This is a genomic window from Caldimonas brevitalea (assembly GCF_001017435.1).
In the GTDB taxonomy this organism is placed as follows: domain Bacteria; phylum Pseudomonadota; class Gammaproteobacteria; order Burkholderiales; family Burkholderiaceae_C; genus Caldimonas; species Caldimonas brevitalea.
Window position 1 is genome coordinate 5,155,038 of record NZ_CP011371.1, and the last position, 13,889, is coordinate 5,168,926.

Annotated in this window: 10 protein-coding genes; 5 read left to right on the forward strand and 5 right to left on the reverse strand. The window is 68.7% G+C overall.

The genetic code is table 11. The features are described 5' to 3' along the window. Nucleotides 1–20 precede the first annotated feature (20 nt). The 3 genes from gmk (at nucleotide 21) to AAW51_RS21715 (ending at nucleotide 3,329) form a co-directional block, all read left to right on the forward strand. Nucleotides 21–641 carry a guanylate kinase gene (gene gmk / locus AAW51_RS21705; protein WP_047196272.1) on the forward strand — a complete coding sequence of 207 codons (621 nt, stop codon included), beginning with the start codon at nucleotides 21–23 and terminating at the stop codon, nucleotides 639–641. 105 nt (nucleotides 642–746) lie between these two features. Then, nucleotides 747–950, forward strand: coding sequence for a DNA-directed RNA polymerase subunit omega (gene rpoZ / locus AAW51_RS21710; protein ID WP_047196273.1), 204 nt, complete (start codon nucleotides 747–749; stop codon nucleotides 948–950). Between the two features lie 111 nt (nucleotides 951–1,061). Further along, the gene (locus AAW51_RS21715; protein ID WP_047196274.1) at nucleotides 1,062–3,329 is read left to right on the forward strand and encodes a RelA/SpoT family protein; all 2,268 of its coding nucleotides are present in this window, start codon (nucleotides 1,062–1,064) and stop codon (nucleotides 3,327–3,329) included. Between the two features lie 34 nt (nucleotides 3,330–3,363). Here the strand turns inward: AAW51_RS21715 and greB are convergent, their stop codons facing one another. Together greB and AAW51_RS21725 are read right to left on the reverse strand one after the other, a co-directional pair. After that, on the reverse strand, nucleotides 3,364–3,921 hold the full coding sequence (gene greB, locus AAW51_RS21720; protein WP_047196275.1) for a transcription elongation factor GreB: 558 nt from the start codon (nucleotides 3,919–3,921) through the stop codon (nucleotides 3,364–3,366). Nucleotides 3,922–3,975: 54 nt separating this feature from the next. Further along, nucleotides 3,976–4,899: a LysR family transcriptional regulator gene (locus AAW51_RS21725; protein ID WP_047196276.1), complete on the reverse strand. Its 924-nt coding sequence runs from the start codon at nucleotides 4,897–4,899 to the stop codon at nucleotides 3,976–3,978. A gap of 170 nt (nucleotides 4,900–5,069) precedes the next feature. Between AAW51_RS21725 and AAW51_RS21730 the strand changes: the two genes are divergently transcribed. Then, nucleotides 5,070–6,251: an acyl-CoA dehydrogenase gene (locus AAW51_RS21730; RefSeq protein ID WP_047196277.1), complete on the forward strand. Its 1,182-nt coding sequence runs from the start codon at nucleotides 5,070–5,072 to the stop codon at nucleotides 6,249–6,251. Between the two features lie 102 nt (nucleotides 6,252–6,353). Further along, nucleotides 6,354–7,580, forward strand: a complete 1,227-nt coding sequence (locus AAW51_RS21735) for a CaiB/BaiF CoA transferase family protein (RefSeq protein ID WP_047196278.1) — start codon at nucleotides 6,354–6,356, stop codon at nucleotides 7,578–7,580. Nucleotides 7,581–8,015: 435 nt separating this feature from the next. On the opposite strand, the gene AAW51_RS21740 is transcribed toward AAW51_RS21735, so the two are convergent. The 3 genes from AAW51_RS21740 to AAW51_RS21750 are packed head-to-tail and all read right to left on the reverse strand — an operon-like array spanning nucleotide 8,016 to nucleotide 13,889. Then, complete coding sequence (locus tag AAW51_RS21740; protein WP_083438496.1) at nucleotides 8,016–11,171, reverse strand: efflux RND transporter permease subunit; 3,156 nt, start codon at nucleotides 11,169–11,171, stop codon at nucleotides 8,016–8,018. Nucleotides 11,172–11,200: 29 nt separating this feature from the next. Next, the gene (locus AAW51_RS21745; RefSeq protein ID WP_047196279.1) at nucleotides 11,201–12,412 is read right to left on the reverse strand and encodes an efflux RND transporter periplasmic adaptor subunit; all 1,212 of its coding nucleotides are present in this window, start codon (nucleotides 12,410–12,412) and stop codon (nucleotides 11,201–11,203) included. Nucleotides 12,413–12,422: 10 nt separating this feature from the next. Beyond that, nucleotides 12,423–13,889 carry an efflux transporter outer membrane subunit gene (locus tag AAW51_RS21750; protein WP_047196280.1) on the reverse strand — a complete coding sequence of 489 codons (1,467 nt, stop codon included), beginning with the start codon at nucleotides 13,887–13,889 and terminating at the stop codon, nucleotides 12,423–12,425.

The window sequence follows — 13,889 nt, forward strand, 5'->3', positions numbered from 1 at the left end:
ATCACGGCGGGCGACGATTTATGGAATACCCGGGCAATCTTTTTGTCGTGGCGGCGCCGAGCGGCGCCGGCAAGTCCAGCCTGGTCAAGGCGCTGCTGGAACTCGACTCCCACCTGGTCGTGTCGATCTCGCACACCACCCGCCCACCACGCGGGCAGGAGCAGGACGGCCGCGAATATTGGTTCATCGAGCCGGCCGAGTTCCGCGCGATGGTGGAACGCGGCGATTTCTTCGAGTGGGCCGAGGTGCACGGCAATCTCTACGGCACCTCACGCGCCGCGATCGAGTCGCGCATGGCAGGCGGCGAAGACGTGGTGCTTGAAATCGACTGGCAGGGGGCGCTGCAGATCAAGCAGCTGTTCCCGCATGCGGTGCTGATTTTCATCCTGCCGCCGAGCTTCGAGGAGTTGTTACAGCGGCTGCGTCGGCGCGGCGAAGACGGCGACGACGTGATCGAGACCCGCATGTCCAACGCCCGCATCGAGGTGGACCAGGCCCGCCACTTCGACTTCGTTATAATCAACGCTTTGTTCGAGACGGCGCTGTTCGACCTGAAGGCGATCGTCCATGCGCAGCGGCTCAAGTACGCGGCGCAACGTCGAAGCAAAAAAGCGGTGTTCGACGCGCTCGGCCTCAACTGAGCGCAGAACTCAGCCCGGGAGCCCGGCCCGGGCCCGCTGTCGTCGGCCTGCCGGCCGATCCGATCTTGTTCATATTGGGCCATTTCTTGGCCCACGGAGTGTTTCATGGCCCGCATCACCGTTGAAGACTGCCTGCAGAGAATCCCGAACCGCTTCCAGCTGGTGCTCGCCGCGACCTACCGCGCACGCATGCTGAGCCAGGGCCATGCGCCCAAGATCGAATCGAAGAACAAGCCCGGCGTGACCGCCCTGCGCGAGATCGCCGCCGGTGAAGTCGGCGTCGAGATGCTGCGCAAGGTGCCGCTCTGAGCACGGCACCCCGGCCGCCGATGACCTGCCGGCGCTGAATCTCCCCGCCTGCGCCCGACGTCGTTCGGGCGCAGTCGTTTGAGGGCTTGCAATCCGAGCTACATTCGACTCATGGTCGCTCACGCCGCATCGAAAGCCAGCAAACAGGCCGCCCCCGACACCGCCCCCCACGGCGCGCACGGCGACGCAGCCGCTGCGTCGTTCGCGGCGTTGACACACCGGCTCGACTACCTCGAGCCCGCCGACGCGAAGCGTGTGCGCGAGGCCTACAAATACGCCGACGAAGCCCACCTGGGCCAGTTCCGCGCCAGCGGCGAACCCTACATCACCCACCCGATCGCCGTCGCCGGCCTGTGCGCCGAGTGGAAGCTCGACGCCCAGGCCATCATGGCCGCGCTGATGCACGACGTGATGGAGGACAGCGGCGCGACCAAGGTCGACCTGATCGAGAAATTCGGCGCCCCGACGGCGGAATTGGTCGACGGCCTGACCAAGCTCGACAAGCTGCAGTTCTCGACGCGCGAGGAATCGCAGGCGGAGTCGTTCCGCAAGATGCTGCTGGCGATGGCGCGCGACGTGCGGGTGGTGTTGATCAAGCTGGCCGACCGGCTGCACAACATGCGCACGATGGAGGCGATGCCGGCTGCCAAGCGCAGCCGCATCGCCCAGGAAACCCTCGACATCTATGCGCCGATCGCCCACCGGCTGGGCCTGAACCAGATTTACCGCGAACTGCAGGAGCTGTCGTTCCAGTATTTGCGGCCGTGGCGCTTCGCCGCGCTGGCCAAGGCGGTGCAGCGGGCCCGCGGGCACCGGCGCGACATCGTCGAGCGCATCCACAACGACGTGGTGCGCGCCTTTGCCGAGGCCAAGCTCGAGGTGCAGATCTTCGGCCGCGAAAAAACGCTGTTTTCGATCTACAACAAGATGCACGAAAAACACCTGAGCTTTGCACAGGTGAACGACATCTTCGGCTTCCGCGTCGTGGTGCCGGCCCTGCCGCAGTGTTATCTGGCGCTCGGGGTGCTGCACCAGCTCTACAAGCCGATGCCCGGCCGCTTCAAGGACTACATCGCGATTCCCAAGGCCAACGGCTACCAGTCGCTGCACACCACGCTGGTCAGCCCGCTGGGCACGGCGGTCGAATTCCAGATCCGCACCGAATCGATGCATCTGGTGGCCGAAAAAGGCATTGCCGCGCACTGGCTTTACAAGGCGAGCGACAGCGGCAGCGTGACCGAAGCGCAGCGCGCCGGCACCGTGTCGCTGCAGTCGCTGCTCGACATCCAGGACGAAACACGCGACTCGGCCGAATTCCTCGAACACGTCAAGGTCGACCTGTTCCCGGACGCCGTCTACGTGTTCACGCCCAAGTCCAAGATCCTCGCGCTGCCCCGCGGCGCCACGCCGGTCGATTTCGCCTACGCGATCCACTCCGACGTGGGCGACCACACGGTGGCCGCCAAGGTCAACGGCGAACAGGTGGCATTGCGCACCGAGTTGCGCAGCGGCGATGTGGTCGAGGTGATCACAGCCCCCGTGTCGCGCCCGAACCCGGCCTGGCTGAACTTCGTGCGGACCGGGCGCGCCCGCTCCAAGATCCGCCACTATTTAAAGAACATGCGCCAGGAGGAATCGCTCGAACTGGGCGAAAAACTGCTGGCGCAGGCAATGCGGGCCGAGGGCCTGCAGATGCCCACCGGCGACGAAACCGCCGGGCCCGACACCGCCTTGTGGCAGGGCCTGGTGCGCTGGAGCGGCAACCGCGGCCGGCGTGAACTGCTGATCGACATCGGGCTGGGCAAGAAGATCGCCACCATCGTCGCCAAGCGGCTGGCCAAGCTGATGGCCGAGGCAGGCGCCAGGCCCGACGCCTTGACGCTGTCGATGAGCCGCTACCTGACCGACGACAGCATGCCGACCCAGTCGATGGTGACGCTCGACGGCAGCGAAGGCGCGACGGTGCAAATGGCCACCTGCTGCCGGCCCATCCCCGGCGATGCCATCGTCGGCTACCTCGGCCGTGGCGAAGGCCTGGTGGCCCACACCAGCGAATGCCAGGTGGGCAAGCGCTTGTTCCAGCGCGACAGCGAACGCTGGATCGCGGTCGAGTGGTCGGAGGAGCCGCAGCGCATGTTCGACACCGCCGTCGGCGTGCTGGTGCAAAACAGCAAAGGCGTGCTGGCGAAGGTGGCGCAGGCGGTCAGCGAAGCCGAGGCCGACATCACCCACATCGACATGGGACACGACCCCGGCCAGGCTACCATCGATCTCAAGCTGCTGCTGGCGGTGCGCGACCGTGTGCACTTGGCGCACGTGCTGCGCACGCTGAAGCGGTCGCCGCTGGTGTTGCGGGCGGGCCGGGTCAAGCCGCAGTAATCGTCGAATTCGGGCGCGGGCCGCGGCCGCGGCGTCAGGCCTCCGGCGCCGGGTAGCGCACCTCCAGCACTTCAAGCTTTTCGACGCCACCGGGCGTCATCAGCTGCACCTCGTCGCCCTCGCGCGCCTTCAATAGGGCCCGCGCGATCGGCGACACCCAGCTCACTTCGCCGTTCAGGTTGTCGGCCTCGTCGATGCCCTTGATCGTGATCGTGCGTTCGTCGCCACGCGAGGTGGCGTAGGTCACCGTGGCGCCGAAGAAGATCTGGTCATTCCCGTGGTGCAGGGACGGGTCGGCCACTTCAGCGATGTCGAGGCGTTTGGTCAAAAAGCGGATGCGCCGGTCGATCTCGCGCAAACGCTTCTTGCCGTAGAGGTAGTCGCCGTTCTCGGAGCGGTCGCCGTTGGACGCGGCCCAGTGCACGATCTCGACCACCTTGGGCCGTTCGACGTCGATCAGCGACATCAGCTCTTCGCGCAGGCGTCGGTAGCCCTGCGGCGTGATGTAGTTTTTGCCGCCCTTGGGCAGCGCCGGCAGGGCGAGGTCGTCCTCGTCGTCGGCGTCGGTTTCTTTGGTGAAGGCTTTGCTCATGGCGGTGGCCAGCGGCGCCTCGGCGTAGGCCCTGATCGCGTCGGCGTGCCCTGATTATGCCGAGCCCTGCTCGGCTGCGTAGGCGGTGGCCTCGGCGACGATCCACTCGCGCAGCCGCGCCACCAGCGGGTCGCCGGCCTTGCGCTCGGGCGTGACGAAATAGTAGAAGCGTTCGCCCCGGTAAGGGCGGTCACACGCCACCACCAGCTCGCCGCGCTTCAGTTCGGCCTCGATCAACAGCGGCGGGATCAGCGCCAGGCCCATGCCCTGCGCCGCCGCCGTGGCCAACATCGAAAACAGCTCATAGCGCGGGCCCGCGCTGTCTTGCGGATGTTGCACGCCCTGCCCTTCGAACCACTGCCGCCAGCCATAGGGCCGCGTGCTCTGCTGCAGCAGCGGAAACCGCACCAGTTCGTGCGGCGCGAGGTGGGAATGGGGCGCGATCAGCGCGGGGCAGCAGACCGGCACCAGGTCTTCGCGCAGCAAGGCCACCGCCTCGGTGCCCGGCCAGTTGGCGACTTGCTCGGGCGTGCCGGCGTACAACGCGGCGTCGAATTCCGTGTCGGCGAACAGAAACGGCCGCGTGCGCGTTTCCAGGTTCACCACCAGGTCGGGCGAATGGCGGGCCAGCCGGGGCAGGCGCGGGACCAACCAGCGGGTCGCGAAGGTGGGCACCACGGCCAGTTCGAGCGTGCCGGCGGCGCCAGGGTGGGCCATCAACGCCAGCGTGTCGCGCTCCACCGCGTCGAGCCGCTGGCCGATGCGCCGGCTGTAGGTCGCGCCCGCTTCCGTCAGCACCACGCCGCGGCGGGTGCGGCGGAACAATGGCACGCCCAAAAATTCTTCCAGCGACGCGATCTGGCGGCACACCGCACTCTGCGTCAGTGCCAGTTCCTGGGCCGCCTTGGTGAAACTTTCGTGGCGCGCGGCGGCCTCGAAGCAGACCAGCGCCGGCGTGTTGGGGATCTTGCGTCTCATTGTGCAAAAGTAGCATCTCGACGCCGGGTTTTCCCTCTCTTTCGGGCCTCAGCGGCGGCATCGGAGTTCCATTTTCGCACAAGCCGCTGCCGAATCATCGTTTGCGGGCCGTCCCGAGCCGGCCTAACATGGCCCCTGCCTTCGCTTTACTTGCCTTCGAGGAGACATCCATGGCCCAGCCCAGCTTCCAGTGGGACGACCCGCTGCTGATCGACCAGCAACTGACCGAGGACGAGCGTATGGTGCGCGACGCCGCTCGCGCCTACTGCCAAGACCGGCTGATGCCCCGGGTGCTGGAGAGCTTCCGCCACGAGAAGACCGACCCGGCCATCTTCCGTGAAATGGGCGAGCTGGGCCTGCTGGGCCCGACCATCCCGACCGAATATGGCGGCGCCGGCCTCAACTACGTCAGCTACGGCCTGATCGCCCGCGAAGTCGAACGTGTCGACTCCGGCTACCGCTCGATGATGAGCGTGCAGTCGTCGCTGGTGATGGTGCCGATCAACGAGTTCGGCTCCGAAGAACAGAAACGCAAATACCTGCCCAAGCTCGCCAGCGGCGAGTGGATCGGCTGCTTCGGCCTGACCGAACCCAACCATGGCTCCGACCCCGGCAGCATGGAAACCCGCGCCCGCAGCGCCGACGGCGGCTTCCGCCTGACCGGCAGCAAGATGTGGATCACCAACAGCCCGATCGCCGACGTGTTCGTGGTCTGGGCCAAGAACGACGCCGGCCGCATCCGCGGCTACATCCTCGAAAAGGGCATGCAGGGCCTGTCGGCGCCGGCCATCCACGGCAAGGTCGGCCTGCGCACCTCGATCACCGGCGAGATCGTGATGGACAACGTGTTCGTCCCGGCCGAAAACGAGCTGCCCAACGTCGAAGGCCTCAAGGGCCCGTTCACCTGTTTGAACAGCGCGCGCTACGGCATCGCCTGGGGCGCCTTGGGCGCCGCCGAGTTCTGCTGGCACGCCGCCCGTCAGTACACGCTCGACCGCAAGCAGTTCGGCCGCCCGCTCGCGGCCAACCAACTGATCCAGAAGAAGCTGGCCGACATGCAGACCGAGATCACGCTGGGCCTGCAAGGTTGCTTGCGGCTCGGCCGCATGAAGGACGAAGGCACGGCGGCGCCCGAGATCACCTCGATGATGAAGCGCAATTCCTGCGGCAAGGCGCTCGATATCGCGCGCGTCGCGCGTGATATGCACGGCGGCAACGGCATCAGCGACGAATACGGCGTGATCCGCCACGTGGTGAACCTCGAGGTGGTCAACACCTACGAAGGCACCCACGACGTGCACGCGCTGATCCTCGGCCGCGCGCAGACCGGCATCCAGGCCTTCAGCGCTTGAGCGCCGCCGGCGCCCGCGTTCAGCGGGTGCCTGGCCGCGATAGAGCGCCCCGCTGAGCGCGGGCGTTCGCAGCGGCCTGTTCGCTGTTTCGGAGGAAACCACATGACCCATCGTGCGTTGGGGCATCTGCGCGTGCTCGATCTGTCGCGTGTGCTGGCCGGCCCCTGGTGTGGCCAGATCCTGGGCGACCTGGGGGCCGACGTGATCAAGGTGGAGCGGCCCGGCGAGGGCGACGACACGCGCCACTGGGGCCCCCCCTTCCTGCGCGACGCGGAAGGCAAGGTAACCGAACAGGCCAGCTACTACACCTGCGCCAACCGCAACAAGCGCTCGGTCAGCATCGACCTCGCCCGCCCGGAGGGCCAGGCGCTGGTGCGCGAGTTGGCGCTCAAGTGCGATGTGCTGATCGAGAACTTCAAGGTCGGCGGCCTGGCGCGCTACGGGCTGGACTACGCCAGCCTCCAGCAGCTCAACCCGCGGCTGATCTACTGCTCCATCACCGGTTTCGGCCAGACCGGGCCCTATGCGCAGCGGGCCGGCTACGACCTGTTGATCCAGGCGTCGAGCGGCATGATGAGCATCACCGGCCGGCCCGACGAGGTGCCGGGCGGCGGGCCGATGCGGGTCGGCGTGGCCGTCACCGATTTGTTCACCGGCGTCTATGCCGCCACCGCCATCCTGGCGGCCGTCGAAGCCCGCCACCAGACCGGCCGGGGCCAGCACATCGACATGGCGCTGCTCGACGTCGGCATGGCCATGCTGGCCAACCAGGCCTCGGCCTACCTGAATGCCGGCACCGTGCCGCAACGGCAAGGCAACAGCCACCCGAGCATCGTGCCCTATCAGGACTTCCCGACCCGCGACGGCAGCATGCTGCTGGCGGTCGGCAACGACGGGCAGTTCCGGCGCTTCTGCGAAGCGGCCGGCGTCCCGGCCTGGGCCTCGGACCCCCGCTTTGCCACCAACACCGACCGGGTGGCGCACCGAGACGAACTGGTGGCCCGCATCGCCGAGATCACCCGCACGCGCACGACCACCGAATGGGTCACGCTGCTCGAAGACCGCGCCGTGCCCTGCGGCCCGATCAACGACATCGGCCAGGCCTTCGACGACCCGCAGGTGGTCGCCCGCGGGCTGCGCACCGAGCTGCCGCACACGCGCTTCGGCAGCATCGCCGGCGTGGCGAGCCCGTTGCGCCTGTCCGACACGCCGCCGCAACTGCGCCATGCGCCGCCGGACCTGGGCCAGCACACCGACGAGGTGCTGCGCGAGCTGCTGGACTACCCGGCCGAACGTATCGCGGCGTTGCGCACGGATGGCGTGATCTAAGCCCCGCGTCGGCCAGCACAAAAAACAAGGGCGCCCGGATCACCGGGCGCCCTTGGACGATAGAGACATCGCGCCGGCGGTGCCGTGAAATCACGGCCGCGGAGGCTGGTGCCGGAGAGGCTGAGGCTTCGAGGGCGTTGCATCCGCTCGAACGCGATCAGGACACTCGGTCGGCAGCCAGCAGACCATTCGTGGGCGGGGAGCGAGAAGAACGCAAACCGGCGAAGACGGAATCCGGGACGGGCTGTTGCCTGGATGAGGATGGCAGATCAATAGGGGGGACTGCCGCCCTCGCAACAACTTCGTACGTTCGGGCCAATCTCAGCGTCGCAGCTGTCTTCAGCTCGCACCGGCACGACGCGATGCACGTGAATAGTAGGCGCTGCGCCGGGCGCTGTGCGTCAGCTATCCGGCGCCCGACCTGTCAGTCTCGTCCTACACACCCGGCCGTACCGGCGCCTGTGGCACCCCCTCCGGCGCCGGCTGCCCATGGGGCTGTGGCTCGGCGTGCGGGTGGTGGCGGTGGTGTGGGTGCACGATACGCCGCTTGATCCAGCTCACCGCGTCGTCCACATAGGTGAACAGCACCGGGATGACCAGCAGGCTCAGGAAGGTCGACGTGATCAGGCCGCCGATCACCACCACGGCCATCGGCGAGCGGAAGCTCGGGTCGACCCCGATCCCCAGCGCGATCGGCATCATGCCGGCGCCCATCGCCACCGTCGTCATCACGATCGGCTGCGCGCGCTTGTGGCAGGCGTCGAGCAAGGCGTCCCAGCGCGAGAGGCCGTGGTCGCGCCGGGCGACGATGGCGTACTCGACCAACAGGATGGAGTTTTTGGTCGCGATGCCCATCAGCATGATCATCCCGATCATCGATGGCATCGACACCGCCGTCTGGGTGATGAACAACGCCAGGAACGCGCCGGGGATCGACAGCACCAGCGCCGCCAAGATGGTCACCGGCTGCACGAAGTCCTTGAACAGCAGCACCAGCACGATGTAGATGCACAACACGCCCGTCAGCATCGCGAGCAAGAAGCTGCCGAACAGCTCGGCCATCGCTTCGGCGTCGCCGACCGTGGTCTGGATCACCCCCGGCGGCAGGTTTTTCAGGCTGGGCAGCGCCAGGGCGCGCTTTTCCACCTCGCCGAGCGGCTGCTGGTTCAGCTCGATCTCGAAATTGATGTTGCGCAGCCGGTCGTAGCGGTCGATCGCCGCCGGGCCGCTGTCGATCTGCAGGTGCGCGACGTTGCCCAGCATCACCGGGCCGTGGGCGCCGGGCACCGGCAAGCGGGCGATCAGGTCGAGGTCCTGGCGGGCCTCGGCCGGCAGCTTCACCACCACCGGCACCTGCCGCTGCGACAGGTTGAGCTTGGCCAGGCCCTGCTCGTAGTCGCCTGCGGTGGCGATGCGCAAGGTATCGGCGATCGCGGCCGAGGTGACGCCCAGGTCAGCGGCGCGCGCGAAATCGGGCCGCACGATCAGCTCCGGGCGGACCAGGCTGGAACCCGACGTGACGTTGCCAATGCCGGGGATGGTGCGCAATTCCCGCTCGACCACCCGGGCGTGCGCGGCGAGCGCTTCGCCATCCTCGCCGGCCAGCACCAGCACGTATTTCTCGCTCGACCCGCCGAACCCGACCTTGATCCGGGCACCGGGCAGCGCCTCCAGCGCGCTGCGCAACTCGGACTCGATGGCCTGCTTGCTGATGCCCGGCCGGTCGTCGCGGTGGGTCAGGTTGAGCGTCAGCGTCGCCTTGCGCGCTTCGGCCGCGCCCGCCGGCGAGAACGGATCACCGCCGGCACTGCCGCCGCCGATGGCGGTATAGACCATCTTGACATGCGGGTTGCGCTGCACCAGCTCGCGGGCCTGCTCGGCCAGCTCATAGGTTTGCCGGAAGGTGCTGCCGGGCGGCAGCGCCAGGTTCACCTGGGTTTGCGACAGGTCGTCAGGCGGGATGAAGCCGGTCGGCAGCAGCGGCACCAGTGCGCAAGAGCCGATCAGGAACACCAGCGCCGCCAGTGTCGTCAGCACCCGGTGTTTCAGGCTCCAGGCGGCCGCCTTCATATAGAGCCGCATGACGCGGCCTTCCTGCACCGCGTGGTGGTCGGGGCGCAGCATGTACGCCGCCATCATTGGCGTCAGCATGCGCGCGACGACCAGCGAAGCGAACACCGCAATCGACGCGGTCCAGCCGAACTGGACGAAAAACTTCCCCGGCACACCGCTCATGAAGGCGGTCGGCAAGAACACCGCGATCAACGTGAAGGTGGTGGCGATCACCGCAAGGCCGATTTCGTCGGCCGCCTCCATCGCCGCCTGGTAGGGGCTCTTGCCCATGCGCAGGTGGCGCATGATGTTTTCGATCTCGACGATGGCATCGTCGACCAGGATGCCGACCACCAGCGACAGGCTCAGCAGCGTCACGACGTTGATCGTGAAGCCCAGCAAATGCATGCCGGCGAACGCGGGGATGATGGACAACGGCAACGCCGTGGCCGCCACGAAGGTCGCACGCCAATTGCGCAGGAACAGCCAGACGACGATCACCGCGAGCACGGCACCTTCGTAGAGCAGCTTCATCGAGCCGTCGTAGTTCTCCACCACCGGGTCGACGAAATTGAAGGCTTCGACGACCTCGACATCGGGATAGGCCGCCCGCAGACGGTCGAGCGCCTCGCGCACGCCGTCGGCCACGTCGACCTCGCCCGCGCCACGGCTGCGGGTGATCTCGAAGCCCACCACCGGCCGGCCGTTGAGCAGCGCCGCCGAGCGCTGTTCGGCCACGGTGTCGCTCACGCTCGCCACCTGGTCGAGCCGCACACGACGGCCGTCGCTCAGCGTGATTTCCATCTGGGCCAGCTCGGCCGCCGATTCCACCGTCGCGATGGTACGCACCGACTGCTCGGCGCCGCCGACGTCGGTGCGGCCGCCCGAGGCCTCCTGCTGGATCTGGCGCAGCTGGCGCGAGATGTCCGCTGCGGTGGCGTTGAGCGCCAGCAGCCGGGCCGGGTCGAGCTCGACGCGCACCTCTCGGGTGACACCACCGACCCGGGCCACCGCCCCCACCCCCTTGACGCTCAGCATCGCCTTGGCGACGGTGTTGTCGACGAACCACGACAAGGCCTCGTCGTCCATCCGGGTCGACGCCACCGTGTAGGTGAGGATGGGCAGCCCGGACAAGTCCATCTTGGAGATCACCGGGTCGCGCAAATCGCCCGGCAGGTCCGAGCGCACGCGAGACACCGCGTCGCGCACGTCGTCGACCGCTTCCTGGGTCGGCTTCTCGAGCCGGAACTCGACCGTGATGATGGCGACGCCGTCCTGCACCTTGGTGTAGATGTGCTTGACGCCCTGCAGCGACGCGATCGAGTTTTCGATCTTGCGCGCCACCTCGGTTTCCAGCTGGGCCGGGCTCGCACCCGGCAACGACGCCGTCACGATGACCGTGGGCAGGTCGATGTCGGGGAAGTTCTGGATCTTCATCGCCCTGAACGACATCAGGCCGACGATGGTCAGCAACACGAACAGCAGGATCGACGGGATCGGACTGCGGATCGACCACGACGAAACGTTGAATGAGGCCATGCCTTACGCTCCTGGCTACCTGCTGCCGCTCAGCGGCGGACCGCCGGCGCGGCGGACGCTGCCGACACCCCGGCGCCGGGCGCGGCGGCGACCTGAGGCGCCGCCACCACCTTGACCACATCCCCGTCACTCAGGAAGCCGGCGCCGCTGGCCACCACCGGCATCTCGGGCTTCAGGCCCGACAACACCTCGATGCGGTCGCCCAGCCGGCGTCCGGTGGTGACCTTGAGTTGCGAGACCTGGCCGTCCGGACCGACGTGGAACACATACTGGAATCCGTCGCGCAGCAGCACCGCCGACTGCGGCAGCGTCAGCGCGCCGGAGCGGCCCACCTGGAACTCGCCTCGGGCGAACATGCCCGCACGCACGCCGGCGTCGGCGGGCAGGTCGACATAGACCAGCCCGTTGCGCGTCTGCGGGTCGATGGTCGGTGCCACCATCCGCACCGTGCCCTCCACGGGCGTGCCGTCGGCGGCCACCAAGGTCGCCTTCATGCCCGAACGCAGCCGGCCCAGCTCCGCCGCCGTCACCTCGGCGCGCCACTCGAGACGGCCGCGCCGGATCAGCCGAAACAACTCCTGCCCCGGCTGCGCCACCGATCCCACCGTCGCTTGGCGGGCCGAGATCACGCCGTCGTCCGGTGCCAGCACGCGTGTCTGGCTCAGCCGCAGCTCTTCGGCCTTGAGCGCGGCGCGCTGCGCTTCCAGGCGGGCCCGCGCGGTCTGCTCGGCCGTCAGGTATTGGTTGATCTGCTGCGCGCTGATCGCACCCGTGGTCTGCAGCTGCCGGGCACGCTCGGCATTGGCCTGCGCGTCGGCCAACGTGGCCTGCGTTTCGGCGAGCGCCGCGCGGGTCTGTGCCAGCTGGGCTTGCACCGTGTCGGCCGACAACAGCGCCAGCACCTGACCCTTGCGCACCACGTCGCCCACGTTGACGCGCACCTCGCTCAGGCGCAAGCCGCCCAGCTCGGCGCCGACGACGGCCTCCTGCCAGGGCGCCACGTTGCCGTTGGCCGCCAGCGTCTGCGCCCACTCGGCCGGCCGGGGCCGGGTGGTGGTCACCGTCAGGGCCGCCTTCGTTGCGTCGGCCGACGCCGGCGCCGCCGGCGCCGCGGCCGATGCCGCACTGTTGGCAGCGGCAGTCTCGCCGCGCCCCAGCAGCCACAGCGCGGTGGCGCACGCCAGCGCCACCACGGCCGCGACCGCGCCTTGCCTCACGAATGTTTTTTGCCTGTTTTGCATCTGCTTCTCGTCAATGGACTGCTGCTGGAGATGCGGCCGCGGCACCCGCCGCGGCCTGTTCGGCGCCGGCGGACGCGGGGTCCCGCTGCCAGCCGCCGCCGGCTGCCTTGTATAGCGACAACCAGGCCGCCACCCGCTCACGACGCACCTGGATCAGTGCCGCGTCGGCCGCGAGCGCCTGCCGCCGCGCCTGTTCGAGGTCGAGCAGGCTGCCGGTGCCGACCCGGTATTGCGTCTGCGCCGCCAACAGGAAGTCGCGATAGCCTTGGGCCGCCCGCGCCGTGTCGTCCTCGCGCTGACGCGCCGCGTCCAGGCGCACCAGCGCTTCCTCGACCTCGCGCACCGCCGCCAGCGCCCGCTCGCGATACGCGGCCACTGCCTCGTCGTAACGGGCTTGCGCCGCCTCCACCGCCGCGCCGCGCCGGCCGGCGTCGAACAACGGCAGCACCAGCGACGGACCGAACGACCAGGTGCGCCCGTCCACGGTCTCGCCACCGACCCGCACGCCGGCCCGGCCGATCGAGCCGGCCAGGCTCAAACGCGGATAGCGGTCGGCCTGGGCCACGCCGACCTCGGCTGAGGCGGCCGCCAGCTCACGTTCCGCGGCCGCCAGGTCGGGCCGCTGCGAGAGCAGCTGCGCCGGCAAGGCCTGGACGTCGAACAGCGCCGGTGTCGGCAGCGTGCCGCGGCCGGCGCTCAGGCGCTCGCGCAAGGCGGGCTCCGGCTGCGCCGTCAGCGCCACCAGCTGCTTGACCAGCACCTCGCAGTCGCCGCGCTGCGCCACCGCACGGCTGGCGGCCTCGGCCGCACTGGCTTGCACCAGCGAGCCGCTGGCCGGTGCCTCGAAGCCCGCCTGCACCTTCTGCCGCGTCAATTCGGCGGCCTGTTTGAGCGACGCCGCGTCCTGTTCAAACACCGCCAGCACCGCTTCGCAGGCGCGCAGGCCCACGTAGGTGTTGGCCACCTCGGCCGCCACGCTGACCCGGGCCGCATGCCATTGCGCCGCGCTGCCTTCGGCACGCGCTTGCGCGGCGGCGGCGGTGCGGCGGTTGGCGCCGAACAAGTCGATTTCCCACAAGGCATCGAGCGTGGCGCTGCCGGCGGTCTGCACGCCGGGCGCCGGCGGCAGTTCGGTGCTGCTGCGCGAGCCCCCGGCCTTGGCATCGAGCGAAGGCCAGCGGGCCGCGCCGGCCATGCGGGCCTGCGCGCGCGCCTGGTGCAGCCGCGCCTCGGCCTGGGCCAGGGTCGGGTTGGCAGTCTGGCTGAGGTCGACCAGCCCGGCCAGCTGCGGGTCGTTGAACTGACGCCACCAGGTGTTCAGCGCGGTGGTCTGGCCGCCGTGTGGCAGAGGGGCCGACCAGCCAGGCGGCGCCACGTCGGCCGGCGGCGTTGCCGGGGGCGGCGAGACGCAGGCGGTGAGCGCAGCCAGGGCTGCCGCGAGCGCCGCACACCGCGTGCCGCTCGACAAGACGGACAT

What these genes read in the sequence shown, in the direction of transcription:
- AAW51_RS21715 (WP_047196274.1), top strand. Translation starts at nt 1,062, where the DNA reads ATGGTCGCTCACGCCGCATCGAAAGCCAGCAAACAGGCCGCCCCCGAC.
- AAW51_RS21750 (WP_047196280.1), bottom strand. Translation starts at nt 13,889, where the DNA reads ATGTCCGTCTTGTCGAGCGGCACGCGGTGTGCGGCGCTCGCGGCAGCC.
- AAW51_RS21740 (WP_083438496.1), bottom strand. Translation starts at nt 11,171, where the DNA reads ATGGCCTCATTCAACGTTTCGTCGTGGTCGATCCGCAGTCCGATCCCG.
- rpoZ (WP_047196273.1), top strand. Translation starts at nt 747, where the DNA reads ATGGCCCGCATCACCGTTGAAGACTGCCTGCAGAGAATCCCGAACCGC.
- AAW51_RS21745 (WP_047196279.1), bottom strand. Translation starts at nt 12,412, where the DNA reads ATGCAAAACAGGCAAAAAACATTCGTGAGGCAAGGCGCGGTCGCGGCC.
- AAW51_RS21730 (WP_047196277.1), top strand. Translation starts at nt 5,070, where the DNA reads ATGGCCCAGCCCAGCTTCCAGTGGGACGACCCGCTGCTGATCGACCAG.
- gmk (WP_047196272.1), top strand. Translation starts at nt 21, where the DNA reads ATGGAATACCCGGGCAATCTTTTTGTCGTGGCGGCGCCGAGCGGCGCC.
- greB (WP_047196275.1), bottom strand. Translation starts at nt 3,921, where the DNA reads ATGAGCAAAGCCTTCACCAAAGAAACCGACGCCGACGACGAGGACGAC.
- AAW51_RS21735 (WP_047196278.1), top strand. Translation starts at nt 6,354, where the DNA reads ATGACCCATCGTGCGTTGGGGCATCTGCGCGTGCTCGATCTGTCGCGT.
- AAW51_RS21725 (WP_047196276.1), bottom strand. Translation starts at nt 4,899, where the DNA reads ATGAGACGCAAGATCCCCAACACGCCGGCGCTGGTCTGCTTCGAGGCC.